We start from the raw sequence: 23996 nt of genomic DNA on the forward strand, positions 1-23996 counted from the left end.
CATGAGCCGACACTCTAAAACTGGAATGCGAATCTTTATCTTCATCTGGTTGGGTCAGATGGGTTCTCTAATCGGCTCGTCTCTTACGAGTTTTGCCTTAGGAATCCGGGTATATCAGAATACACAGTCTGTAACCCTGCTGGCTTTAATTCTCCTGTCTGCTAGCTTACCATCAAGCTTAATCGCCCCGGTGGCTGGTGTCTTGGTAGACCGTTGGCCGCGTCGTTGGGTAATGATTTTCAGTGATTTTGGTGCTGGTCTGAGTACATTGGCGATCGCTTTACTACTTTTCGCTGGTAAGCTGGAAGTCTGGCACATCTGCATCGCTTCCGCCGTCAGTTCTGGATTCAGCGCTTTTCAGTTGCCAGCTTATAGTGCTGCTACTACTTTATTGGTTCCTAAACAATACCTTGACCGCGCCAGTGGCATGATCCAGTTAGGACGAGGAGTCGCTCAACTTCTATCACCAATACTGGGGGGCTTACTTTTAGTCACTATTCAGCTACAGGGAATTATCCTAATTGATTTCCTCACCTTCCTCTTTGGCATCATCCCTTTATTACTGGTGAAGTTCCCTGAACCGAAAATCACTAGTATTAGTCACTCTCAGACAGTTCAAAAAAGTTCCTTACTGCAAGAAGTAACCTCTGGCTGGGATTATATCACTGTCAGACCAGGGCTTTTAGGGCTGTTAATGTTCTTTACCATCAGTAATCTACTTGTGGGAGCCGTTGAAGTGCTAATTAGACCATTGGTGCTGTCCTTTGCCTCACCTGCTGTCTTGGGTACGATGACATCCTTTGCTGGTATTGGTTTGCTAGCAGGCAGTTTGATTATTAGTACTCGTGGCGGGCCAAAACGATTAATTCATAGCGTGATTGGGTTTCAGTTACTTGGTGGGTTTTGTATTGTAGTTGCTGGGTTACGCGCTTCCGTCCCACTGATTACTCTTGCTGCTTTTCTATTCTTTTTCGGCTGGCCGATTTTAAACACTTGTGTTCAAGTTATCTTTCAAAAAAAAGTTGCCATTGATGTGCAAGGAAGAGTTTTTGCAATACGGCAAATGGTTGCTGATGCATCGTTTCCGTTGGCTTATGCGATCGCCGGGCCACTAGCTGACAAAATATTTGAGCCTTTAATGGTTGCTAACGGCCCCTTAGCCGGAAGTATTGGACAAATTATCGGTGTTGGTCCAGGTCGCGGCATTGGTCTAATGTTAATCCTCATGGGCGCACTAACTGTACTAGTGGCTATAGCAGCTTATCAGTACCCTCGTTTACGGCTAGTAGAAGATGAACTACCGGATGTTATATGAATAACAATGTTGAGTGTTGACTAAAAAAGATTTATGCAAGAGATGTCATGAACGTAATTCATAACAAACTATGAAAATCTCTTAACAGTCATCGGCGATCGGTCAACCATTGGAAACTGAATTAATCGTAGACTTTTTGCATAAATAACTTTTGTATTGCTGACAATATTAATTAAAAGCTCACACCAAGTTGTCAAGGTGCAAGGAGACTAAAAAGCTAATTGTTACAAGATAAAAAAGCATCTCAAGCTTTTATCCTTAGTGTCATCTGCGGTTCGTTTTTCACAATCCGTGTGTAATTCATAAAGCTATGTCTTCAGGTTATTCAATATTTGTGTAATCGGTTTGATATTGCTAACTTAGATTAAAATTTTAGGAGTAGAAAATGATATTAGCTACAGAAAAGGATATATCACATCTGGATTTATTTTCAATTAACCAAGGGATTTTAGGGACAATTGGTAATACACCCTTGATTAAGTTAAACCGGATTATGCAATGCGATCGCTTTCAACTTTTTGGCAAGCTAGAAATGTTTAATCCTGGAGGTAGTATCAAAGACCGTCCAGCTTTCAATATGCTCAAAAGAGCCTTTGAATTAGGAAAAATTGATTCTGAAACTACAATCATCGAATCTAGTTCCGGGAATTTAGGCATCGGTCTGGCGCAAGCATGTACTTTTCTCGGCTTACGTTTTATCTGTGTAGTTGACTTGAGAACAACACAACAAAATATCAATATTCTTAAAGCATATGGAGCAGAGATTGTTCTAGTAGCAAAGCCAGATCCAATCACAGGAGATTATTTGCCAGCTCGAATTAATCAAGTGAGGTCATTGATTGCTTCTATTCCCAATAGCTTTTGGTGCAATCAGTATGCCAATTTAAATAATTCTTATGCTCATTATCAGACTGTACATGAAATTGTTACAGCACTACATGGACAGCTTGATTACTTGTTTTGTGCTACTAGTACTTGTGGCACACTTCGTGGTTGCTCTGAATATGTTAAGGGTAAAAAGCTTAAGACAAAAATTATTGCTGTTGATGTTGAAGGAAGTGTGATTTTCGGAGGTAAACGAGGTAAACGACTCATTCCTGGGCCTGGTGCAGCAAGAATTCCAGAGTTATTTAAACCTGGATTAGAGGATGAACATTTGTATGTATCTGATTTAGATTGTATTGTGGGTTGTCGTAGTTTACTCAAACGAGAGGCAATACTAGCTGGAGGTTCATCAGGAGGAATTATCTCTGCAATTGCCAAGAAAGCACGAGAGATACCTAATGGTGCAAACTGTGTTGCTATTTTATGCGATCGCGGTGAACGCTACCTTGACACAATTTATTCAGATAATTGGGTTGAAAAATATTTTGGTAATGTTTCTTCTGCTTGGCAAGATTAAGTTATCTGCTAAATATTCGCTTTTTAGATATTTTCTATTTACTACACAACAGAGGTTTTTTGTATGAACGACGATCGAATACTTATTTTGAAAGGCGATGAAATTGTCTCGTTATTTCACAACCGTGATTTGGAAATAATGCAAATCATTCAATCTGCTTATCAAACTTATGAACAAGGTAATAGTTTCTTGCCTCATTCTAGCTTTTTGCGTTTTCCACAAAATACTAAAAATAGAATTATTGCTTTACCAGCTTATTTAGATGGTGAGTTTGAGGTAGCAGGCATCAAATGGATTGCTTCTTTTCCAGACAATTTAGCTATGGATATGGAGCGAGCCTCAGCTGTATTAATCTTAAATTCAACACAGAATGGCCGTCCCCAAGCTATGATAGAAAGCTCTGTGATTAGTGCAAAACGTACTGCTGCTAGTGCTGCGATCGCGGCCGATCGTTTGCAGGGTGAGCAATCATTAACTAAAGTAGGTATGATTGGCTGTGGTTTAATTAATTTTGAAACCTTGCGTTTTCTCTTAGCTAGTCGCCCTGAAATAGAAACCTTATTTATTCATGATTTAAGTTTAGCTAGAGCAAAGCAATTCAAACTTAAATGTCAGCAGTTATGCGAGCACTTAAATATTCTTATTTTGGAAGATCCCAGCAGTGTTTTACAAGCTGCATCTTTAATATCTTTTGGCACAACAGCAAGTAAACCATATATATTCGATACTTTAGATAGTAATGCTAATAAAATAATCTTGCATATATCTCTACGAGATTTATCACCAGAATTCATTTTATCAGCCGACAATATTGTTGATGATATAGACCATGTATGCCGTGCTCAAACATCTATTCATCTTGCCGAACAACTCACAAATAACCGAGATTTTATTAGATGTAGTATAGGCAGCATTCTTAATGGTGTCGCTCAACCACGACAAGATAACAAAATTGCTGTATTCAGTCCTTTTGGATTAGGCATCCTTGACTTAGCTTTAGGAAAGTTAGCCTACGATTTAGCTATTAAAGAAAATCAAGGAACAATTATTCAATCATTTTTCCCTATTTCCTGGCTACAACGCAATTAAATATTAGTTTCAAAGTAAATCACTTTGGAATTTTTGTGTATTGATGGTTCAAACAAGTACAAAAATATCAAGAAGTATCTCATACAAACTCGGTAAAGGATATATTCTTGAAAAACGAAAAAGCAGATTAAAAACCGTTTTACTTATACATTTTACAGGATGTTTAATTACGAACTACGAATTAGTATCGGTTATTAGGAGTAATTGAAATATATGGCCATGCCCAAGAATTTAGAAAAGCTGCAATCTTTTTATGAAAGTCAGAACATGAAGCTCAAAAAACATATAAACTTTAATTTGACAGTGCCCTTAGTTTTGGCTGTAATTGGAGCTGCGATCGCTTTACCACTCTATAGTTTTCTAAGTTCTCAATCTCCTAAGCAAAGTCAGAACGCTACTACAGTAATTCCTACCTCTAAACCTGTTGTTAATGAAAGTGTTACTGCTTTAGGACGCATACAACCTAAGGATAAAATTATTAACCTCTCCGGTTCTTCGTCTTTTCAATATGCGCGGGTATCTAAGATTTTTATCAAAGAAGGAGATCGAGTTAAGCGTGGACAGGTAATTGCTATTTTAGACAGCTTAGTTAAACTACAAGCTGCTCTACAACAAGCTAAGTTAAAAGCCAAAGTCGCTCAAGCAGAGCTTGATAAAATAAAAAGTGGTGATGCCAAACAAGGAGAAATTTCTGCTCAGAAGGCACAAATTGCTAATATAGAAGCTCAATTTCAGGGAGATATAGCTACTCAAAAAGCAAAAATTGCCCGTTTAGATGCAGAATTGAAGAACGCTCAAACAGAATATTCACGTTTTGAGCAGCTATATAAAGCAGGTGCGATCGCGGCTTCCGAAATTGATAGTAAACGTTTAAATGTTGCTACTCTTCAAGAACAAATCAATGAAGAAAAAGCTAATCTCAACAGAATTTTATCAACTTCTCCCAAGCAGATTTTAGAGAGTAAAGCCAACTTAGAAAAGCTCAAAGAAGTTCGTCCAGAAGATATACAAGTTGCTCAAATTCAATACGAACAAACAAAAGCAGCCATAGTTGAAGCAGAGGCCGATTTATATTTAGCTTATGTCTATGCTCCCGTAGATGGCACAATTTTAAAAATTCACACTTTTGCTGGAGAAAGCATTAGTGATAAGGGAATAGTTGATTTAGCTCAAACCAAAGATATGTATGTAATCGCTGAAGTTTATGAAACTGAAGTTGGTAAATTAAAAATAGGAGATAAAGCTACCATATCTAGTAGTTCATTAGCTAAAAAGCTAAATGGCAAAGTTGAGAAAATCGGTTTACAAGTTGGTAAAAAAGAAGTATTTAACGGAGATAAAACTCTAGACATAGATGCTAGGGTAGTCGAAGTTAAAATTCGTCTTAATCCATTGGATACTGAGGAAGCAGCCAAACTAATTAACTTGCAAGTTGAAGCAAGAATTAATATTAATCCATAAACTTTGATTTAATTATGATTCCCAAAATACCTATAGCTTGGCTACAACTAACATACCAAAAGTCTCGTTTATTAGTAACTTTAATGGGCGTAACTTTTGCAGTGTTTCTTATGTTTATCCAATTAGCTTTTCGTGATGGTCTATATGAAGATGCAATCACTATACATAAAACCATTCAAGCAGATTTAGTTTTACTTCATGCTGACACTAACTACTTTTTTGGTATCAAAGAATTTCCTCGTAATTACTTATATATGATTTCAGGAATTAATGGTGTAGCATCAGCTAGCCCATTATATTTTGCTGATGGTAAATTTAAAAATCCTGAAACTTCAGTGACAGAGACTATAGGAGTTTGCGCGTTTAGACCCGATCGACCAGTTTTAAATTTACCAGATGTGAATCAGTTATTAGATACTTTACAAAAACCAGATACGGTTTTATTCGATAAATTATCACGAGGTGAATATGGCCCTATTGCTTCAGATTTTCAAAATAAAGGTTTGATTACTACTGAATTATCAAATCACAAAATCAATGTTGTTGGTTTATTTTCACTGGGAGGAGGAGTCATGTCTCAAGATGGGCTGGTCATTACTAGTGATTTAAATTACTCTCAATTACTGAATGTGCCGCTAGAAAAAGTTGCTGTTGGAGTTGTCAAACTCGATCCAGGTATTCAACCAGAAAAGGTAATTGAAGAATTCTCCAAAAGATTTCCTGGCAACAATGATGCTGTTCCTGTCAAATTAATTACATTAAATAAATTCATGGAACTGGAAAAAGAACATTGGAAGAATTCTACTCCAATTGGATTTATTTTTAATTTAGGTACACTTATAGGTTTAGTTTTTGGTGGAGTGATTGTTTATCAAATTTTATATGCACAAATTGCTGACAACTTATATATATATGCAACATTCAAAGCTATTGGATATTCCAATTTATATTTAGTAAGTATTGTTATTCAACAAGCTATTTTAATGTCATTGATGGGGTACATTCCTGGATTTGCTCTATGTCTTTATCTATATAAGTTTGTTCAAGACGCAACTCGTCTCCCCATGTTTATGACTTTGAGTCGAGCCATAATTGTCTTTTTACTCACAACTACAATGTGTTCGATCGCTGGCTTACTAGCTATGAATAAACTACGTTCAGCCGATCCTGCCGATCTCTTTCGCTAATTGAAGAATAAATCATGACAAATGCAAATAACAAATAACAAACATGCAACCAGTTATTCAAATTCAAAATCTTAATCACTATTTTGGTAAACGTTTATTACGTAAGCAAGTTTTATTTGATATTAATTTAACAGTGCAACCGGGCGAAATTGTAATTTTGACTGGGCCTTCTGGTTCGGGGAAAACAACTTTATTAACTTTAGTTGCTGGTTTAAGGTCAATTCAAGAGGGAAGTGCTAAAGTTTTAGACTGTGAACTTTATAGAGCTAGCGATAAACAACTTCTGCGATTACGTCGCCAAATTGGTTATATTTTTCAAAGACATAATTTAGTACCATTTTTAACAGCTTCTCAAAATGTGCAGATGTCTTTGAATTTGCATCATAATCTTTCTAAGCGCGAACTAGATAAAAGAGCAGAGTTAATACTAGATGTAGTTCACTTAATGCACAGGATAAATTACTATCCCGAACAACTTTCTGAAGGACAAAAGCAAAGAGTTGCGATCGCTAGGGCTTTGATTAGTCAACCGAGAGTAGTTCTTGCTGATGAACCAACTGCTTCTTTAGATAAAAATAGTGGACGTGATGTTGTTGAATTGATGCAACAACTTGCAAAAAACCAAGGTTGTGCAATTTTGCTAGTCACTCATGATAACCGCATCCTTGATATTGCCGATCGCATTATTCATATGGAAGATGGGTGTTTGTATTAATTGATGACGGTTAACGGTTGACCTTCGCCTTGCTCATGCCATTACTCTGCTGTCTAGCTTTAAAAGGTATAAGCCTTATCTCGCATACCTTATAGCTTTTCTTAGTGCCATTTTGTTATATAATACTATTCACCTCAATTTTCGTGCTTTAGGCAAAAAACGAATCATCTTGAAGTTGACATTACAAAGTTTAGAAGTCAGCATCAGTCAACGTATCACAGACGGCATCTGCGGTTTTGAGCTTCTTCCTTGGCTTGCAACTCCTGATGCCAAAAATATGGTTGCAGGTGATGGGGTGTTGAGTGAGTTGTAAAGATGGAGATCGGGCAGAAATATATTGCGATCGCGTGAGAGCTTCAAATGAGAATTTTTGTTCCAGGGCGTCTTTGTTTGTTCGGAGAACACAGCGATTGGGCAGGAGAATATCGCAGTGTTAATCCTCTGCTCGAAAAGGGCTACACCTTAATTGTTGGTACTAATCAAGGAATTTATGCCGATGTCTTGCCTAATCCTAATGAGTTAATTATTCGTACTTCTCTCAATGATGGTAGGGGTTATGAACCTCTGAGATTACCTATGGAATCTAATACCCTGAAGTGCATAGCGGCAGAGGGCGGTTTTTTTAGTTATGCTGCTGGTACAGCATATCAAATTCTGACTCACTATGATGTTGGCGGACTTGAGGTTGATAATTATCTAACCGACTTACCCATCCAAAAGGGATTATCTTCGAGTGCTGCCTTTTGCGTTTTGATTGCAAGGGCTTTTAATCGTCTGTATGATTTGAAGATGACAATTCGTTCAGAAATGGAGTTTGCTTACCTGGGAGAAAGAACCACTCCTAGCCTTTGTGGTCGTATGGATCAGGCTTGTGCTTATGGAAATCGCCCAATATTGATGATATTTGATGGTGAAGAAATCGATCTGCTCTCCCTTCAAGTTAGTGAGGATTTGTTTTTTGTGATTGTCGATCTTGGCGGCAGCAAAAACACACAAGAAATACTACAAAAATTGAATCAGTGTTATCCTTTTGCTATTAATCCAATACAGCAAAATGTCCAAAAATATTTTGGTTATATTAGCTCTGAAATTACCCAGGCAGCAGTTGAAGCAATACAAAGAGCAGATGCCCAACTTCTTGGAGCTTTAATGACAAAAGCCCAAACAGAATTTGATCGGCACGTAGTTCCGGCTTGTCCTGAGCAATTAACTGCAAAAAAGCTGCATCTGCTTCTCGAACACGAGCCTCTTCAGCCTTATATCTTCGGAGGAAAAGGTGTGGGTTCTCAGGGCGATGGCACTGCACAACTGATCGCTAAAAATCAAGAGAGTCAAAGAAAAGCTATCGAAATTATTGAGCGTGATTTTCCTCAAATGCAAGCGTTACAGTTAACTATTTCAAGATTACCAGCTCCTATGATTGACTTAGCTGAGGACAAAAAGCAGTATGGGGATGTTTGTTAAAATACTACCAGTCCGCTAAATTAAAATTGTTGACTATGGGATTCTCATACCATTTTGGATTTTGGATTTTAGACTTCGGCTGCGCTCAGTCGAACGATTTTGGATTGTGAAACATCCAGACGAATTAGTTAAGAGCTTCTTAAAGCCAACTAAGCGATCGCCCATTCCATCCAATCTTGATGACCGAGAAGTAATTGACAAATGCCGATATTTACCGATTAGCTATGAATGATTCTTCACGAATAGTTGATAACACCAATGGCGGGCGCAGGCAAAGATAAGCAAGAGAACCAAGTAAGGGAACAAACACCACTGCTAAAAATACCTCGGTATTAGGGAAACGGCGACGAGCCATATCATCACCAACAACAGTAGGAAATAAAAGATAAAATAGGCAAAATGCCAAGCTCATGCCATTGATAAAGCGATCGCTCTGGAACTGCTGCACATAATCTCCCCAATCACCCAAGGCAAAACCATAGACAAGCAAGACAACTGTGCTGAAAGTTAAGACGATACCATAAATGCGAGAATCCAACAGATTCAAAAAAGTATCCTTTTGTCCAGAAAATTGTTGATTAGGTTCGCGCAAAGCCAAATACGGCAAAAGACCAAGTACACCCGAACCCACTGATGCGATCGCAAAAGGCCAAAACCGAATCGATTGCATCCTGCCATCAATGAACAATAAACTACTGTAAATTAATAGCCAAATACCCACTAGAGAAAATAAAGACAGGATAATTGGATTAATAGTAGTCCATTGAAGAGTAAATATATTTTTCAACAGCGTTAGCGTTTCATCTAAGTGCAGGGGCGGTGCCAATAATAAAATATAGGCAATAAATCCAGCCCACAGTAACCAGAATGCAAGTTTAAGAGTCATAATCTTCATTTAGTTGCATAAAATTATTTCCAAGACACAATTAATTGAGTTTTATAGTGTCTTTATGTCGATCCTAGAAGTTTTATGAAGCAGCTAGGATTTAACTAATTGATAGTTAAATCCTAGCCAATACTTGTCGGGTTTTGGGGAAAAGGGGAAGGGGAAAGGGGAAAGAAAAAACCTTTAACCTTTACCCTTTAACCTTTTCCCAAAACCCAATTCCGAGTTAAAAATCCACAAAGCGTGCAGTATTGAAATCCTAGCTGCATTGTAAATTATGAATCCTCTGCTCGTTGTCGCTCAATGGGTAGAGCTTCTACAGTTGAAAAAGGTAACATAGTTGCTCGAGTACAATTTCTTACCAATCACGTTTGAAAATAGATCGCTCTCCACACTCCACGAGCAACATCCACAACCTCGGTATAATAGACTTTTTGGCATTTGTCGGGAAAAGGGGAAAGGGTAAGGGGAAAAAGGTTCTGTATTGTCCCTTTCCCCTTTAACCTTTACCCTTTTCCCCAAGAGTGCAAAAAGCACAAATGCCAAGAGGTCTAATTGCTTCATCTCACCGTACCCGTACACCCAATTTTGTATCCCAATGCAGGGGTTTATCTGCTTTTTGTAGGGGAGACTCCGGCATTTGACCTACTGAAACGCCGTATTTCCAATTTGGCGGACAGATAGCAATGTAACGTGCATAACCTCCTAAACCACCTTTGAATTTGGGATACCCAATAGAGATTAACGCGCCTGTTTCTGGCACCCGATCTAGATTTGTAACACCCTCTGCTTGGGCATATCCATTTTTCAACAGCCAAGCTTCCCCTTCGAGTGTTGGGGTGCTGTCTGTATCAAGGGGTTCGTGTCCGTGGAAAAGAATTTTGCGCTCAAGGTGCAAAAACTTTAAAGCTTCTAGCTTCACCCCAGGAAACTTAGTTCTTGTAGCTAGTTCGGGGTTTGGCCATGATGAAGACCAATCAGAGCGAACAAACACAACTGAGCCTTGAGGAATTTTGCCATGTTTGCGTTCCCAATCCTGAATATCTTTGACACTCAGATGATAATTGGGGTCTTTGGCAACTTTATCCTGGATCGGAATTATTACTAGAGGACGAACAGCAAAGGTCGCTGGCAACTCATCGATAGCTGGATAATCAGGGTTCCAGTGAGCAGGTGGATCTAATTGGGTTCCTAGCTGATCGGTGGATAAATCGTAATGAGTTGCTTCAAACCCATCCTTTTGGTAAGTGTATGGCTCACTCGTTTTTGGGTTGATGGCAGGCGCAAACTTTGATGAACCAAAACCTGACCATACAGGAATTGAAGGAGCGATTGTATGAGTCAAGTCAACATATTTGGCGTTTTTGAGCGACTGCTGATAAACTTGCCACAGATGAGGCTCACGTCTGGGTTGTACCGCGTTTACAGACACCAAACCAACACCAAACAGAACTATTAAACAAACAATTCCCCAGAAAGTTTTTTGAAATGGTTGACGCAAAAATCTATCTAGTTTTTGCAAGGTATGTGTTTGGTTACATTGCGGCAGTATTGTCATTTGTGAAAGCTTATTACTTTTGAAAGCTCTAATTGTTTTACCACAAATTGCTACATTGTTTATTCTGTAACTCTTTTGCAATACAAAAAAGCCCAGTCATCTGATAACTGGGCTTTTAGCATCTCAATCAATTATTGTCGGTAGAGTATTTGCATTACAACCAATTAGGCAGTAGGAATTTCAAGATTAACTTTGACAACTTTGTTCTTTTCTTGCTCGGACTTGGGTAGTGTCAAATTCAAAATACCGTCTTTATAATCTGCGGTGACATTGGTATTTTGAATCCGAGCAGATAGAGGAATTACACGTTGGAATTTACCATAGTAGAATTCGCTCTTGGTAGTGCCATTGTTTTCGGTTTGAGTTTGGGACTTGCGCTCACCGAAGACGCGAACAGCATCTTGGGTGACTTGAATATCTAAGTCTTTAGCTTCCAGTCCTGGCAGTTCTAACTTGAGATGAATAGCATCATCAGTTTCTTGTAGTTCAGCAGCAGGAACTTTGATAAAGCCTTTTTCAAACCGTGCAGATGGGACTCTGGTATCTCCAAGTAAGCCATTGATGTGACTTAAGTGAGCGTTCAATTCTTGCCAGGGGTTGTAACGAATTAGTGCCATAACTCTTTCTCGCAAAAATTCATCTCTTGTTTAACTTTTTTTGCACTTGCCTTTGTGCTTATGTATTTATCATAAGTATGGTTATAAGTCCTGTAAATTCGGTTAGTATCACCCAGTAATTGATGATTACCGCACAAAATTAAGCAGTAAAAAAAATTACGATAACTAGCTATTGCTTCGGCATCGTCTCCCAAGCCAAATTTTTATTGAAGTACCGCTAACACTTCATCTGGGCAAAATTATTCTAGTTCCTGGACTGCTGTCTGCAAACTAAGATAGGGTTAAATGCCATCTCTATAAAACTCAAGTTATGAAGTACAAAATTTTAGCTACACTCGTAGTACTAGCGACTACTAGCTTTGTTACTCCTGCTAAATCTCAAGAACCTGTAACTGAAGTTCCAGCAACATCAAATCAAGTTGTGAATGCTTGTGTTCAAAATCAAGCCCAAACTTTACCAAATCCTTTTACTGATGTTCCATCAGACCATTGGGCTTTCAAAGCAGTTATGACCATGCACTATTGTGGTGCATTTCGCCAAGCTACACCACCAACAATTTTAAAAAAACTCCAACCCACTCAACGTCAACAACAACCACAGCAAGAACAACGGTTTGAAAAATAATTACCTATCAACTGTTGCCCGTTTCTGTTGCTCGATCGGGAATGAGTAATTTGTGCGTCCATCGTGGTTATGTTCCGCAAAGAGTTTAATCAAGCGATCGCTAGAAATATTTATTGCGTAGCTTTCGCTCAAGGCTCTGCTTAGAATCAGACAGCCTTTTTTGAGGCTAAATTTCCCAAAATTTAGAACTCAGTACCAACCAACCTATCGCAGACGGTATCCGCTTCTCTACTCTCTACCTCTAATTTAGTTATAAAACTTCCTCAACCGGGTTAGAACAAGCAAATAGAGAGCGATCGCACCAAGCTCACTGCCTTGATGCGATCGCAACTGGGAATTTTATTGTGGAATGCGTTCAGCTCCGAACTTGCGCTGATGCCAGTAAGGATAAATTGGCGCGATCGCGCTAACCTGATTGAGCCGATTTACTTCCTCTGATGTTAGCTCCCACTGAGCAGCACCAAGGTTGTCTCGAAGTTGTTGTTCATTCCGCGCTCCGATAATAACCGATGTAATACCAGACTGACGTAACAGCCAGTTGAGTGCGACTTGAGCAACACTGACACCACGGTTATTAGCCACTTCGTGCAGAACTTCCACAATGTCGTATCCCTTTTCCAGGTCACTGACAGTGCCAATATCACCGATTTTTGCTCGTCGCGTTCCTTCTGGTTCCGACTGACCACGACGATACTTACCTGAGAGGAAACCAAAAGCAAGCGGACTCCACACCAAGATACCCACACCTCGATCTAAACTTAGAGGAATTAGTTCAAATTCCAACTCTCGCGCCACAAGCGAGTAATAAACTTGTTGTGACACATAGTGCTCCAAGTTCAAACGCTCTGATACAGACAGCGCCTTCATTAAATGCCAAGCTGAATAATTAGAGCAGCCAATGTAGCGAACTTTGCCACTACGTATAAGTGAATCTAAGGCGCGAAGCGTTTCTTCTAGTGGAGTCAGAGCATCGAAACCATGAACTTGATAGAGGTCGATGTAATCTGTGTTTAATCGTCGTAGGCTGTCCTCACAGGCTCGAATCAGATGATAACGTGACAATCCAGTATCATTTGCTCCTTTTCCCATACGACCATAAGCCTTAGTTGCAATAATTACATCAGAACGACGCTTTCCGAGAGCTTTACCAAGAATCTCCTCAGAAAGTCCATTCGAGTAAACATCTGCTGTGTCAAAGATGTTGACACCTGCATCAAGGCAAATATCAATCAGATGTCGCGCCTCGTCTACCTGAGTCGCTCCAATTTCTTGGAAGAAGTCGCTACCACCGAATGTCATTGTACCGAAACTGAGAACCGAAATCTTAAGACCGGACTTTCCTAAAAATCGCGTTTCCATCACTCTAATTCCCCGATTTAGGTGTAAATCCAAGCTAAGACTGCGGATTTTGCCTAAGCCCTAACAAATTTCCGTCAAGATCCTTGAAAGTGGATAATTGCACTCCATGACCGACATCTGTAATTGGCCCAACTGAGACTCCTTTTTCAGTCAGGCTTTGACGAGCAGTAACTATATCATTGACAACAAAGGTACTGACAGTATTACCTGGTTCAACTGAGTTACTCAAGTTCAATCCGATTGCAAAGCGTGGAATATCAGGAAAACTAAACTGTCTCCAGCTAGGTGTGTCATATTTTTCTTCAGGAACTAACCCAAGCTTGGACTTGTACCACTCGGCACTAGCTTCGAGATTAGTAACGTCTAGTTTAGTAACAAAACTATATTCACCAAAAGTGTTTTTCAATGTCATATTCTACTGTGCTAATCCAGAACTTTTGTAGTAGAGCTATTATAAGCTTTTTAGTAAAATATACTCCAAGCTTACCAATTAATAGTAGTTTGGTTTTGCTCGTGTACTTTTACTCTAAAAGCCGCGCTTTTACGTCTAGGCACTCCAACAAAAGTTCAACCACAGTGAGCTTTTGTCCACTATTGGAATTATAAAGCGCATAACTTCATACAGCTTCAAGGGGGAAAGAGTTTAAATTCCTTACCATGAATTCCCTTTCCCCTTTCCCCAGCCCTCACAAGCGCATTTTTGGGTTGGCAGACTACTAGTATATTAACTGAGGATTTCTATATAGCCATCCGTTCCATTCACCCGAATTCTCTGTCCGTCATCGATCAGTTTGGTAGCATTATCCACTCCAACAACTGCACTTATGCCATATTCACGTGCGATAACTGCTCCATGTGTCATTAGTCCACCAACTTCGGTGACTAGTCCTTTTATAGATACAAACAATGGTGTCCAGCTAGGGTCAGTAAAGGAGGTGACTAATATATCTCCATCTTCTAGATCGGCATCTTCCATGTTTAAGATGACACGCGCTCGTCCCTCTATAACTCCAGAAGAAACAGGTAGACCGATAATAGCTTCGGCAGGGAGATTTTCTCGTTTGTACCGACCTGCAATAATTTCACCGTCAGATGTAATAACACGTGGGGGAGTTAGTTTTTCATATAATTTGTACTCGTCTTTTCGTTTGCCGATAATCTGGTAATCAAGTTTATTTGTGCGTACAACTTCGCGGAGTTCTTGAAAAGTGAGATAGTATATATCTTCTTTTTCATTAATAATGTTGGTTTGTACGAGTTGTTCCGCTTCTTTGAGTAAAGCCTGCTTATAAACGAAGTAGCGGTTAACTATGCCGTATTTTGGATATTCGCGATAACCGATGAAATTCCGAATTAGGCGGATCATTCGTTTTGTTTCTTCGGACTTTTGTTCGCCATCCGGTAATTGCTTCAATCGCTCTAATAACTCTTGTTCTTTCTTTAAAGCTGACCGTTGCCCTTGCTCAAATTTACGCTCGCTTTCACCAGGCTCAAAATTTTTGATGTTACTGAGAATCATCGGAACAAGTGTGGTTGGGTTTTCGCTCCAACGAGTTCTCGTAAGATCGATTTCTCCAACACATCGCATTCCGTATTTGTGAAGAAAAGTAGCGATCGCGTTCTGGGCTTCCTGTCCACCCTCAAGCTTCACCAATTCACCTAGAAAGTTATCCTCTTTTACCTGTTGCAAATACTCAATGACTTCCGGGTAAAGACGAATCGCATCCGCAACATCCAATAGTGCCAGACCCATTTCCGACGTAATATTGTTGGGTGCTGATTGAGAAAGTGTATCCGCTGCGTTTTTTTCGCCTAACCACTCGTTCATTTTTTCATTGATCCAGGAGGAAGCATTCATCCCAGTGATAAGCACACCAAAACTCTGTGAATCAGCGTTGGTCTTCTTTAATTGCTGGATATCTTCCAGGATAAAATCAAACAGATCCGCTCCTGATTTTGTTTGGATGGTTTGTTTTAACGCGTCGATCGAGGTTTGACTCTGTTGAATCAAATCAGCAACAATCGCCGGATCGTAGTCGTTTAGGGTTTGAAAATCCGCAGGCGATCGACCTTTACCGCTTTTGCCGGAACTCTGCTCGTCGGGTAACGATTTTATAAAATCTCCCCGCTCTAGGATGGTTGTAAGTGCGTCTTTCATGAGCGGATCGGATTTTCCCAATGTGACGTTTAATACCGTTTCTCTGCTGACAGGTGAAGCCAGCGTCGCTGTAACATCAACAAACAACCTTCCACCAGCAGTGTGCATGGGTGCATGGGTCATTAACAGGAAAAAAGACAATCCCAATGGTTTCATGGCATCGGTCATCATTTGGTTGTGACCGACAGATACATAGACGTGATTTTCGCGATCGCTTGTTTCAGGAATGGGATATAAAGTCGTGATGGGGCGACTCTGGACAATATGAAATGTGTCATCAACCAAACACCACTCAATGTCCTGGGGGTGTCCGAAATGTGCTTCGATCTTCCTACCGATGCGCTCAAGCTGTACAATCTGCTCGTCTGTCAGTGCTTGTCTATTCTGCCGTTCAGGTTCAATTTCCTGTTCTTTCGTACCGCCATCTTTTAAGGCGTAAATAGCTAGCTTCTTGGTAGATATCTTCTTATCAATAATCTTGCCGTTACACACTTTATAGTTATCAGCATTCACCAGACCGGATACCATAGCCTCACCAAGTCCGAAGCCCGCATCAATGGATAACACCTTCCGATTAGAAGTGACGGGATCGGCAGTAAACAGAATTCCTGCTACCTGGGGAAAGACCATCTTCTGAACAACCACAGACAGGTGGACTTGACGGTGGTCGAAGCCGTTTTGGAGGCGGTAAATTATTGCTCTCTCGGTAAATAGCGATGCCCAGCACTTACTGATCTGCTTTAAAATTGCTTCCTTCCCGATAATGTTCAAATACGTATCCTGCTGGCCTGCAAAGGAGGCTGTCGGTAAATCCTCAGCAGTTGCGCTGGATCTTACTGCATAGGCGTTTTTTTCTCCAAGCCTGGAGAGGTGGTGGGCGATCTCTTCATTAATGTCTTGAGGAATGGCTATCCCTTCGATGAAAGAGCGAATCTCACCGCTAAGTTCGCCGATTTTGTCCCGGTCTTCCACCAATAGATGCGATAACTGTTCGAGTAATTCGTTAATCGACGACGTTTCCCCAATGATTCTTTTAAAAGCGACCGTAGAAATACAAAAGCCATCTGGTACGAGTATTCCTTCAATTTTGGAAAGTTCCCCCAGGTTCGCGCCTTTACCCCCAACAAAGGTGAGTTTTGTTTTGTCTATATTTTGAAAACCAAGCACAAATGAACTCATCAGTTTTCCTCCTTGGGCAATTCATACTTTGGTAATATGGTTGCCATACCTTGCGGTTCATTGATGTATTTACCACTATGTAAGGGGCTGTATGTCTCGTTGTAAAAATACAGGCTCTAAGGATTTTTGAAAAGTATTTTTGGTAACATCTAAGTCTCAGAAACCTAACCCCCCTAGCCCCCCTTCCCTACAAGGGAATGGGGGTTTCAAAGCCTCTCTCCGCTTGCCTAACGGCAGGCTGACGCCAACGGGGAGAGGAATGGAAGTGGGGTTTATAGTATACTTTGTGACTTTTCAAACAACCTCTAAGGATTTTTCGCAATAAACTGCATCATCTGTCGATCGGGTTCACCCCGGAAAAATTCTTTCAGGCTGTCTTCAGCCCCTCAATTGCCTCTGCTGGGATAGCTGTCTTGATTGCTTTCAGTATCTCAGTATCCTGTATGTTTGGAGACAATAAAGAAAATTCTTTCAGATGCACCGGATTATCTTTAATTCTAAGCGACAATACTTAATTTAACGTGAGTTCGACAAGCCCTTTTTTGACCTCTCCCCCAACCCCTCTCCATGTTGGAGAGGAAAGCCAAAACCCTAATTTCTCGTTGCTCCTCCCTTGCCCGTGGGAGAGGTTCATCGAACTCACGTTAATTTACATAACTTTTGGGCTTAACTGAACCATATTACAGTATAGGTTGCTTATTTCACCCCCTTATTCAGAGTAATATATCTTCTGAACAAACTCCAGTCTTCAAGATGGATGAGGTTTATAATCGGGATCAAAGTCAAGTTGAAAGATTTTCTATGTCCACAGTACTTGCTTATCTTGAAGATACCTATAAATTTACTTATCAGGCTCGCGTTGAGTATATTGCTAATGATGAGCGGGGTGATTATTGTGTACTCGATAGTACTGTGTTTTATCCACAGGGTGGTGGTCAGCCTTCAGATATAGGCACAATTGAAGCCAGAGGAGTTCAAATTCCCATCACTTTCGTAAGCTTTGTAGATGAAGAAGTTCGTCATTATGGAGATTTTTCATCTATATCTTTAGAAAAAGGTGAAGAAGTAATTTTATATGTTGATGAAACCCGTCGTATGCAAAATGCTAAAGCTCATACGGCTGGACATCTCATGTACACAATAGTCGAATCCCTTGATAAAAATCTCATCGCAGTCAAAGGATATCATTTTCCGGATGGTTCTTATGTAGAGTTTCAAGGAAGCCCTTCATTTGAAAATACTGAAAAATTTATTGCTGAAGTTAATACAAAAATTAGTGAAGCTTTAGATGAAGCTAGCAATGTAGAAGCTTCACTGATTACATCAGAAGAATTGGCAGTGCGTTGGTCTAATATACCCAATAACCTACCTCCAGGAAAACCTTTAAGAGTAGTAACAATTGCCAATCTTCATCCAACTCCATGTGGTGGAACTCATTTAAAATCACTTAATGAACTAAAAAGTGTAGTAGTTACTAAAGCCAAACGTCAAAAAGGAAATCTAAAAATTAGTTATAAATTCGAGTAAATTTATGCTTTTTTAATCTGAAGTTACTTTCAAACAAAAAATGCTGATATTTATGCAGAGCCTGAGGCAGTCCGGTTAGTCCAGCAGGGAGGGTTTCCTTTTGTAGGTGACTGGCGTTAACGAGCTTGCGGGCGATCGCTAATTTTACTTATAATATCGTGTCCGCTTAAAAACTTATCATTAAGACCGCTCTAGGGGCAGAGGGGAGGAGTTTTTAGGCTTTCTGCATAGAGAAAGGGAATCATAACTAATTAGCCGGACATGATATTATAAGTTCTAATTTGTCTTTACGACCAAAAAACTAAATCACCTCCCGGCATTTTTCCAATAAAAGAGTTAATTGTTATACGTTCTCCCATGCCTGGCAAGACTTCATGAAAATTACGGCTGTTGAAGATGACCAAATCTCCTGTGAGCGGAATATTATGTTTTACTTCTGAGGTAGCTATTAAAGAACGATCGTAGCCATAGGAACCAGGAGTTTTATATTTTTCATCTTCAGGCTGCCACTGTCGGTTATAGACTTTGCAAACACCTCCTTGGTTAGGCGCTTTGACATAGAGATTCCATACTAATTGCGAGGTAATATTTCCTATTACCCAATCTGGAGCATCTAACCCTGCAAAGTCTATGTGTAGCAAGGCAACATTAATCTGACGTATCAATCCAGCGAAGTAATATCCATAAGCTTCATTTTCGTAAGCAATTTGTACTTGACTAGAGACATTCTGCCGGAGAATTGTTGTCAAACGTTTTAGCGGGTCAAAAGATAAGGAAGTTACCTGATTATAAGTTTTGTTAGCTTTTTCAACCGCATCAAAATATCCCCTTTTATCCCTTTTTATATATTCAAATTGGGTAATTCCAATTCTTCCTATTGGTGGTTCCACATTTTTATAAAAATTAAACCCAACTTTTTCAATTGCCAAAGCTAATTTGTGACATTCTTCAGATGAAGCAAATTTAGAAATGCGAATTGATGGAATTTCATTTCTCAGCAATGCTTGTAAATTTTGCTGATTCATTTCACAGTCATTTAAGGTTTGCCACTTTGTTGCTCTTAGCATGGTAACTTTCTCACTCATAATTTCTGGTAAATTAAGTTGTTGTCAAAACAGGAAATGATGGAAATAAAGATAAAATCAAAGTTAGTTTTTTATTTGGTCTTTAAGCTGTCAAACCCACATTCCACAGGTGCGATCGCAATCAGCCAAAAAAGGGAGTGTCACTTTATCCCCACACTATAAGCAGGGGAGAAAAAGTCTTAGTAAAGCCTATCAATTAGATAATTTATTTTTTACTTTGTTAAATTCTCACCCATTTCAACACTTTGGGATCTTTGTCATAGCGATAGGTTAAGCCATCCCTAGTAGTGATAGACTCCCCTTTGCTTGCCTTACTTCTAATAGTGGAAACGGAATAGTTCGTTAATGCATTCATTTCTTTATGAGAAAACCTTTCGCTTGTACTGATTTCTAATTGTGGTTCATTATTAGGTAAAACATCTGTTGTGTTTTCAGCATTTTCAGAAGTATTAGTGACAATTTCTCTTGCTTTTTGCAGTCGATAATCTTGCACGGTTACAAGTTGCCAACTGGAATCTTGTGAGAGTTCTAAAACCCATTGATGATAATTAAATAGACTTTCTCGATGTCCAACACTAATAAATGTTGTTTTTGTCTCTTGTAGCTGTTGATATAAACTTCCTTCATTTCTTAAATCTAAAGCACTTGTTGCCTCATCTAAGATAGTGAAGCTAGGATGAGTAACTAATAGTCGAGCAAATGCTAAACGTTGTTGTTCTCCCAAAGATAATATGTTTTCCCAAGGAACTTCAGTATCAAAACCTTCAACTCGACTGAGCAAGTTTTGCAGGTTTACTTGTTGCAAAACATCTTTGAGTTCTGCATCGGTCATCTGACGATTTGTATTAGGATAAAGTAATTGTTCGCGCAAAGTTCCTAAGATAATGTAAGGACGTTGGGGTAAGAATAAGACATCTTGTAGCGGAGGACGCACCAGACGACCAGTTCCCGCATTCCACAAACCTGCGATCGCTCTCAATAAAGAACTTTTACCTCGACCACTTGGCCCGACAATTAATAAACCTTCTCCAGACTGAACGTTTAATGACAAGTCTTCGACTATCACCTGTTCATAGTTAGGTGTTTGTAATGTCACATGCTCAAAAGCAAATTGCTTCTCTTCTATTGTTTTAATAGTACTGACATTTTCGGGTTGTTTAGTTACTTCTTCTAAGGCATCTGAAAACTCAGATAAACGCTCAACATAACTAGAAAATCGCCCAGAAACACTAAATTCTCGAATTAATTCTTCTAAAGCACCAGCAAACATATAGCAAGCTGTAGTAGCTTGTCCAACTTGTCCGAAATCAATTTCACCTTTAATATATAAAGGTGCGAGTACTACGAGTGCGATCAGTTCGATAACAGCCCGATATCCTCTGTTAAAAATTTCCTTACTTCTCTCCCAATCAATCTTTTGTTTAATCTCTTTGACCAAAATACTAAATCGGCGTTGAACTATATTTAGTTCCTGTTCTTCTCCTCGGAAAAAAGCTATCGACTCGGCGTGATTGCGAACATGAGTTAAACAATAGCTATAATCAGCTTTAGCCTCAAGTTCTGCCTGATTAATCTTAATTAATTCTTGATTTAAGTAAATAGCAATAAAGTTGCCTACAATTGTATAGATAATTAGCGCAATAGCTATCTGTTGCGAAATTGTCCAGACAACTATTAAAAAAGTTATCATTTCCAGTACTTTTTCTAGGAAAGTGGCTGAAAAACTGAGGGCATTACCAGTAACTGGTTCAATCTCTTGAGATAAACGTTGATCTGGATTATCAATATCTGATTGAAAATTAATTTTATAATAAGCACGTTTGTTTAAATATTTATTTAAAACATGATTATTGAGCCATTGATACCAATCAAGAGAAATTTGTTTTCTTACAAATTTAGTCAGTCCTACTAGAAGCGTTATTAATACAAGTCCAACAGCATAAAAAGCTATAGTATAACTAAATTTAGAATAATCCTTCTCTTGAATAATAACATCGATTAAATAACGATGAATAAAACTATTAAAAGTAGTTACACCGACAAGGGTGAAGATGAGAAATATTAGGAGAATCAGCATTCCCCAGGCACGAATAACATCTGAAAAAGCTCTTTCTCCTGGCTTGTTTGGGTACCAATAAGGGCCAGCGATCGCTTTTACATTTTCCCAAAATCGAATAAAGTCTGTAAAAAAATTTGTTGCGGGTTTAGCTTGAATAACTTGGGTTGACATATTTGATAAATAAACTGGAATTTCTGAAAATTATATTTCATAGTTTTTAGTGTTGAATAATCAGTAATAATTACCGAATCAAGAATACCATTCACCACTACTTATTCAAATCATATTGCCTAACTGTTGAGTGCGGCTCAAAGCAGTAAGCACGGCATTAGAGATGACAGTTCGCATCCCACCTTTTTCTAACTCGTAAAGACCAGCAGCAGTCACTCCCCCAGGACTCGTTACCTTGTTGCGTAAGACTGCTGGATGTTCATCAGTCTGAAACATTAGTTCTACACTCCCAGCAATCGTATGCAATGTTAGTTCTTGGGCTTGTGCGCGAGTTAAACCCATCTGTACCCCAGCATCAATCATCGCTTCGATGTACAGAAAGATAAACCCAGTCCCGGCGCTACTTAACGCCGTTGCCATATCTAGATAATGTTCATTTTGGGTAGTAAATTCTTTGCCTAATGCTTGTAAAATGACTTGCGTATGCGATCGCTGTATTTCTGTCACACTTGGTGATGCGCTCCACACCGTAGTTCCATGACCAACTTGTACAGCAATATTCGGCATTGTACGAACAACAGCAGGATGATTCAATCCTTCGCACAGAGATTGAATACTCACTCCACCCACAATACTAATTACTAAAGCATTAGGTGAAATTTTATCCTTCAGCATAGCCATAACAGAGTTTAAAACCTGCGGCTTCACCGCCAATATCACAATCGATACGCCTTGTATAGCTTCTATATTGGAGGTTGTAGTACGTACTCCATATTCCCTTTCTAAATGCAGGCATCGCGTAGAAAGTGGGTCACTGACTATAACTAAATCGGGTTGTTGAATAGTTTTTGTCGATAACAATCTACTAATAATCATTTCGCCCATCGTACCACCGCCGATAAAGGCAATTTTTAAATCTTTGAGCATATCTTTCTCCTTATTTTATATGTTGTTGGTATCAATATAGATTAGGTTGAATTACAGCTTTTAATACAGAACCTTGTTCTACGTCCGCCAGAGCTTGATTAATTTCTGCTAGTGTGTATGAACGACTAATTATGCTCTCCCAAGCAATATTTTTTCTGGGATCGCTATGACGTTTTAGTAATTCAATCATTCTGTAAAAATGGCTGAAATCAATTCCCCAAGTTCCGCGAATATCAATATGTTTGAGATTAATTTCTAAGTGGGGATTGATGAGAATTTCACCCGTGTTTGTGTAATGCCCGACAACCACATAACGACCGCCATTTCTCGTCATATTCAAACCCTCTTTGACAGCAATGGGAATGCCTGTGGCTTCAATAGTGACATCAGCACCATGTCCGTGTGTCAATTCCAAAACCCGCTCAATATGTTGTTGTGGGTCGTTAGCATTAATTACCAGGGTTTCATCTACACCGAAAGATTTGGCAACTACTAAGCGACTTTCATATTTATCAATGACAATTACTTTACCTGCACCTGAGAGTAAAGCCAGAATTGCCGCACTCAAACCTACAGGCCCGCAACCCTGTACCACGACAATATCACCAATTTGAATTTGCGCTCGATCGATAGCGTGTAGTGCAGTTGGTAAAGCACATCCCCCAGCAATGAATTGCTTTGGCGAGACTTCTTCAGGTAAAGTGAGAACTTTCACCCCTGGTTTGAGGTAAATCAATTCAGACCAACCACCCAGTAATCCATCTTTGGCTGAGTAGGTGACACCATAAACCTTGCGTTGTGGACAGCGAGTGGATGCTTTGGCTACTAGACAATACCAGCAGTTGTAACAGGTTTCGTGGACATCGAGAAAAGTAGCGATCGCTCCAGGCTGAATTAATTTACCATTGACATCACTAACCTCTCCACCTGTTTCCACCACACGACCGACTGAAAAGTGACCGGGGATAATTGGATATGGTACTCCTTCTAAATGCCCACGGAGTAAATGTACATCAGTTCCACAAACTTCAGAATATATGGTTTCAATAATGATTCCACCCTTTTCTAAAATAGGGTTTGGTAATTGTTGGATTGTAACTGGCTCATTAGGCGCAGTCATCACAGCTGCATTGGGCATGAATCATTACCTCACTTTGGGCAGGGGGCAGGCAGGGGGCAGGGGGCAGGGAGCAGGGGGCAGGGAGCAGGGGG

The 23996-nt window shown here is 39.5% G+C and carries 22 protein-coding genes; 11 read left to right on the forward strand and 11 right to left on the reverse strand.

Annotation, left to right across the window (positions count from 1 at the left end):
• The first annotated feature begins 1 nt into the window (after nt 1).
• The 9 genes from NSTC731_RS27440 (at nt 2) to NSTC731_RS27480 (ending at nt 8865) form a co-directional block, all read left to right on the forward strand.
• Nucleotides 2–1315 carry an MFS transporter gene (locus NSTC731_RS27440; protein WP_445627717.1) on the forward strand — a complete coding sequence of 438 codons (1314 nt, stop codon included), beginning with the start codon at nt 2–4 and terminating at the stop codon, nt 1313–1315.
• A gap of 385 nt (nt 1316–1700) precedes the next feature.
• Nucleotides 1701–2717, forward strand: coding sequence for a 2,3-diaminopropionate biosynthesis protein SbnA (sbnA, locus tag NSTC731_RS27445; protein ID WP_445627718.1), 1017 nt, complete (start codon nt 1701–1703; stop codon nt 2715–2717).
• Between the two features lie 63 nt (nt 2718–2780).
• On the forward strand, nt 2781–3806 hold the full coding sequence (gene sbnB, locus NSTC731_RS27450) for a 2,3-diaminopropionate biosynthesis protein SbnB (RefSeq protein ID WP_445627719.1): 1026 nt from the start codon (nt 2781–2783) through the stop codon (nt 3804–3806).
• Between the two features lie 219 nt (nt 3807–4025).
• Nucleotides 4026–5267, forward strand: coding sequence for an ABC exporter membrane fusion protein (locus tag NSTC731_RS27455; protein WP_445627720.1), 1242 nt, complete (start codon nt 4026–4028; stop codon nt 5265–5267).
• Nucleotides 5268–5281: 14 nt separating this feature from the next.
• Nucleotides 5282–6454 (forward strand): ABC transporter permease DevC, encoded by a 1173-nt coding sequence (gene devC, locus NSTC731_RS27460; RefSeq protein WP_445627721.1) that lies wholly within the window; start codon nt 5282–5284, stop codon nt 6452–6454.
• Nucleotides 6455–6497: 43 nt separating this feature from the next.
• Complete coding sequence (locus tag NSTC731_RS27465) at nt 6498–7169, forward strand: DevA family ABC transporter ATP-binding protein (protein WP_445627722.1); 672 nt, start codon at nt 6498–6500, stop codon at nt 7167–7169.
• Nucleotides 7170–7281: 112 nt separating this feature from the next.
• Complete coding sequence (locus NSTC731_RS27470) at nt 7282–7482, forward strand: hypothetical protein (protein WP_445627723.1); 201 nt, start codon at nt 7282–7284, stop codon at nt 7480–7482.
• 47 nt (nt 7483–7529) lie between these two features.
• On the forward strand, nt 7530–8633 hold the full coding sequence (locus tag NSTC731_RS27475) for a mevalonate kinase family protein (protein ID WP_445627724.1): 1104 nt from the start codon (nt 7530–7532) through the stop codon (nt 8631–8633).
• Nucleotides 8634–8694: 61 nt separating this feature from the next.
• Nucleotides 8695–8865: a hypothetical protein gene (locus NSTC731_RS27480; protein ID WP_445627725.1), complete on the forward strand. Its 171-nt coding sequence runs from the start codon at nt 8695–8697 to the stop codon at nt 8863–8865.
• Here the strand turns inward: NSTC731_RS27480 and NSTC731_RS27485 are convergent.
• From NSTC731_RS27485 to NSTC731_RS27495, 3 genes are all read right to left on the reverse strand, one after another.
• Entirely contained in the window at nt 8845–9519 is a 675-nt protein-coding gene (locus tag NSTC731_RS27485; RefSeq protein ID WP_445627726.1) for a hypothetical protein, read from the reverse strand. The genes NSTC731_RS27480 and NSTC731_RS27485 overlap by 21 nt on opposite strands.
• A gap of 565 nt (nt 9520–10084) precedes the next feature.
• Entirely contained in the window at nt 10085–11077 is a 993-nt protein-coding gene (locus NSTC731_RS27490; protein WP_445627727.1) for a cyclase family protein, read from the reverse strand.
• A gap of 164 nt (nt 11078–11241) precedes the next feature.
• The gene (locus tag NSTC731_RS27495) at nt 11242–11694 is read right to left on the reverse strand and encodes an Hsp20/alpha crystallin family protein (RefSeq protein WP_445627728.1); all 453 of its coding nucleotides are present in this window, start codon (nt 11692–11694) and stop codon (nt 11242–11244) included.
• A gap of 310 nt (nt 11695–12004) precedes the next feature.
• Between NSTC731_RS27495 and NSTC731_RS27500 the strand changes: the two genes are divergently transcribed.
• Complete coding sequence (locus tag NSTC731_RS27500) at nt 12005–12319, forward strand: S-layer protein (protein ID WP_445627729.1); 315 nt, start codon at nt 12005–12007, stop codon at nt 12317–12319.
• Here the strand turns inward: NSTC731_RS27500 and NSTC731_RS27505 are convergent, their stop codons facing one another.
• The 4 genes from NSTC731_RS27505 to ppsA all read right to left on the reverse strand — a co-directional run bounded on the left by NSTC731_RS27505 (nt 12320) and on the right by ppsA (nt 17015).
• A complete protein-coding gene (locus NSTC731_RS27505; protein ID WP_445627730.1) occupies nt 12320–12451 on the reverse strand; it encodes a hypothetical protein in 132 nt (43 codons plus the stop codon).
• Nucleotides 12452–12658: 207 nt separating this feature from the next.
• A complete protein-coding gene (locus NSTC731_RS27510; protein WP_445627731.1) occupies nt 12659–13678 on the reverse strand; it encodes an aldo/keto reductase in 1020 nt (339 codons plus the stop codon).
• A gap of 34 nt (nt 13679–13712) precedes the next feature.
• On the reverse strand, nt 13713–14090 hold the full coding sequence (locus tag NSTC731_RS27515; RefSeq protein WP_445627732.1) for a VOC family protein: 378 nt from the start codon (nt 14088–14090) through the stop codon (nt 13713–13715).
• A gap of 312 nt (nt 14091–14402) precedes the next feature.
• Nucleotides 14403–17015, reverse strand: coding sequence for a phosphoenolpyruvate synthase (ppsA, locus tag NSTC731_RS27520; protein ID WP_445627733.1), 2613 nt, complete (start codon nt 17013–17015; stop codon nt 14403–14405).
• An 801-nt stretch (nt 17016–17816) separates the two neighbouring features.
• Here ppsA and NSTC731_RS27525 point away from each other — a divergent pair.
• Complete coding sequence (locus NSTC731_RS27525; protein ID WP_445627734.1) at nt 17817–18542, forward strand: alanine--tRNA ligase-related protein; 726 nt, start codon at nt 17817–17819, stop codon at nt 18540–18542.
• A 287-nt stretch (nt 18543–18829) separates the two neighbouring features.
• On the opposite strand, the gene NSTC731_RS27530 is transcribed toward NSTC731_RS27525, so the two are convergent.
• The 4 genes from NSTC731_RS27530 to NSTC731_RS27545 form a co-directional block, all read right to left on the reverse strand.
• Nucleotides 18830–19609, reverse strand: coding sequence for a 2OG-Fe(II)-dependent halogenase WelO5 family protein (locus tag NSTC731_RS27530; RefSeq protein ID WP_445627735.1), 780 nt, complete (start codon nt 19607–19609; stop codon nt 18830–18832).
• 238 nt (nt 19610–19847) lie between these two features.
• On the reverse strand, nt 19848–21857 hold the full coding sequence (locus tag NSTC731_RS27535) for an ABC transporter ATP-binding protein/permease (RefSeq protein ID WP_445627736.1): 2010 nt from the start codon (nt 21855–21857) through the stop codon (nt 19848–19850).
• Between the two features lie 105 nt (nt 21858–21962).
• The gene (gene proC, locus NSTC731_RS27540; RefSeq protein WP_445627737.1) at nt 21963–22784 is read right to left on the reverse strand and encodes a pyrroline-5-carboxylate reductase; all 822 of its coding nucleotides are present in this window, start codon (nt 22782–22784) and stop codon (nt 21963–21965) included.
• A gap of 31 nt (nt 22785–22815) precedes the next feature.
• Nucleotides 22816–23922, reverse strand: a complete 1107-nt coding sequence (locus tag NSTC731_RS27545) for a zinc-binding dehydrogenase (protein ID WP_445627738.1) — start codon at nt 23920–23922, stop codon at nt 22816–22818.
• Nucleotides 23923–23996 lie beyond the last annotated feature (74 nt).

The sequence above is a fragment of the Nostoc sp. DSM 114167 genome, from assembly GCF_052692655.1.

Coding starts and splice junctions, on each gene's coding strand:
- NSTC731_RS27525 (WP_445627734.1), top strand. CDS start 17,817: ATGTCCACAGTACTTGCTTATCTTGAAGATACCTATAAATTTACTTAT.
- NSTC731_RS27495 (WP_445627728.1), bottom strand. CDS start 11,694: ATGGCACTAATTCGTTACAACCCCTGGCAAGAATTGAACGCTCACTTA.
- NSTC731_RS27465 (WP_445627722.1), top strand. CDS start 6,498: ATGCAACCAGTTATTCAAATTCAAAATCTTAATCACTATTTTGGTAAA.
- NSTC731_RS27500 (WP_445627729.1), top strand. CDS start 12,005: ATGAAGTACAAAATTTTAGCTACACTCGTAGTACTAGCGACTACTAGC.
- NSTC731_RS27515 (WP_445627732.1), bottom strand. CDS start 14,090: ATGACATTGAAAAACACTTTTGGTGAATATAGTTTTGTTACTAAACTA.
- devC (WP_445627721.1), top strand. CDS start 5,282: ATGATTCCCAAAATACCTATAGCTTGGCTACAACTAACATACCAAAAG.
- ppsA (WP_445627733.1), bottom strand. CDS start 17,015: ATGAGTTCATTTGTGCTTGGTTTTCAAAATATAGACAAAACAAAACTC.
- sbnA (WP_445627718.1), top strand. CDS start 1,701: ATGATATTAGCTACAGAAAAGGATATATCACATCTGGATTTATTTTCA.
- NSTC731_RS27545 (WP_445627738.1), bottom strand. CDS start 23,922: ATGCCCAATGCAGCTGTGATGACTGCGCCTAATGAGCCAGTTACAATC.
- NSTC731_RS27475 (WP_445627724.1), top strand. CDS start 7,530: ATGAGAATTTTTGTTCCAGGGCGTCTTTGTTTGTTCGGAGAACACAGC.
- NSTC731_RS27440 (WP_445627717.1), top strand. CDS start 2: ATGAGCCGACACTCTAAAACTGGAATGCGAATCTTTATCTTCATCTGG.
- NSTC731_RS27530 (WP_445627735.1), bottom strand. CDS start 19,609: ATGCTAAGAGCAACAAAGTGGCAAACCTTAAATGACTGTGAAATGAAT.
- NSTC731_RS27510 (WP_445627731.1), bottom strand. CDS start 13,678: ATGGAAACGCGATTTTTAGGAAAGTCCGGTCTTAAGATTTCGGTTCTC.
- sbnB (WP_445627719.1), top strand. CDS start 2,781: ATGAACGACGATCGAATACTTATTTTGAAAGGCGATGAAATTGTCTCG.
- NSTC731_RS27455 (WP_445627720.1), top strand. CDS start 4,026: ATGCCCAAGAATTTAGAAAAGCTGCAATCTTTTTATGAAAGTCAGAAC.
- proC (WP_445627737.1), bottom strand. CDS start 22,784: ATGCTCAAAGATTTAAAAATTGCCTTTATCGGCGGTGGTACGATGGGC.
- NSTC731_RS27485 (WP_445627726.1), bottom strand. CDS start 9,519: ATGACTCTTAAACTTGCATTCTGGTTACTGTGGGCTGGATTTATTGCC.
- NSTC731_RS27490 (WP_445627727.1), bottom strand. CDS start 11,077: ATGACAATACTGCCGCAATGTAACCAAACACATACCTTGCAAAAACTA.
- NSTC731_RS27535 (WP_445627736.1), bottom strand. CDS start 21,857: ATGTCAACCCAAGTTATTCAAGCTAAACCCGCAACAAATTTTTTTACA.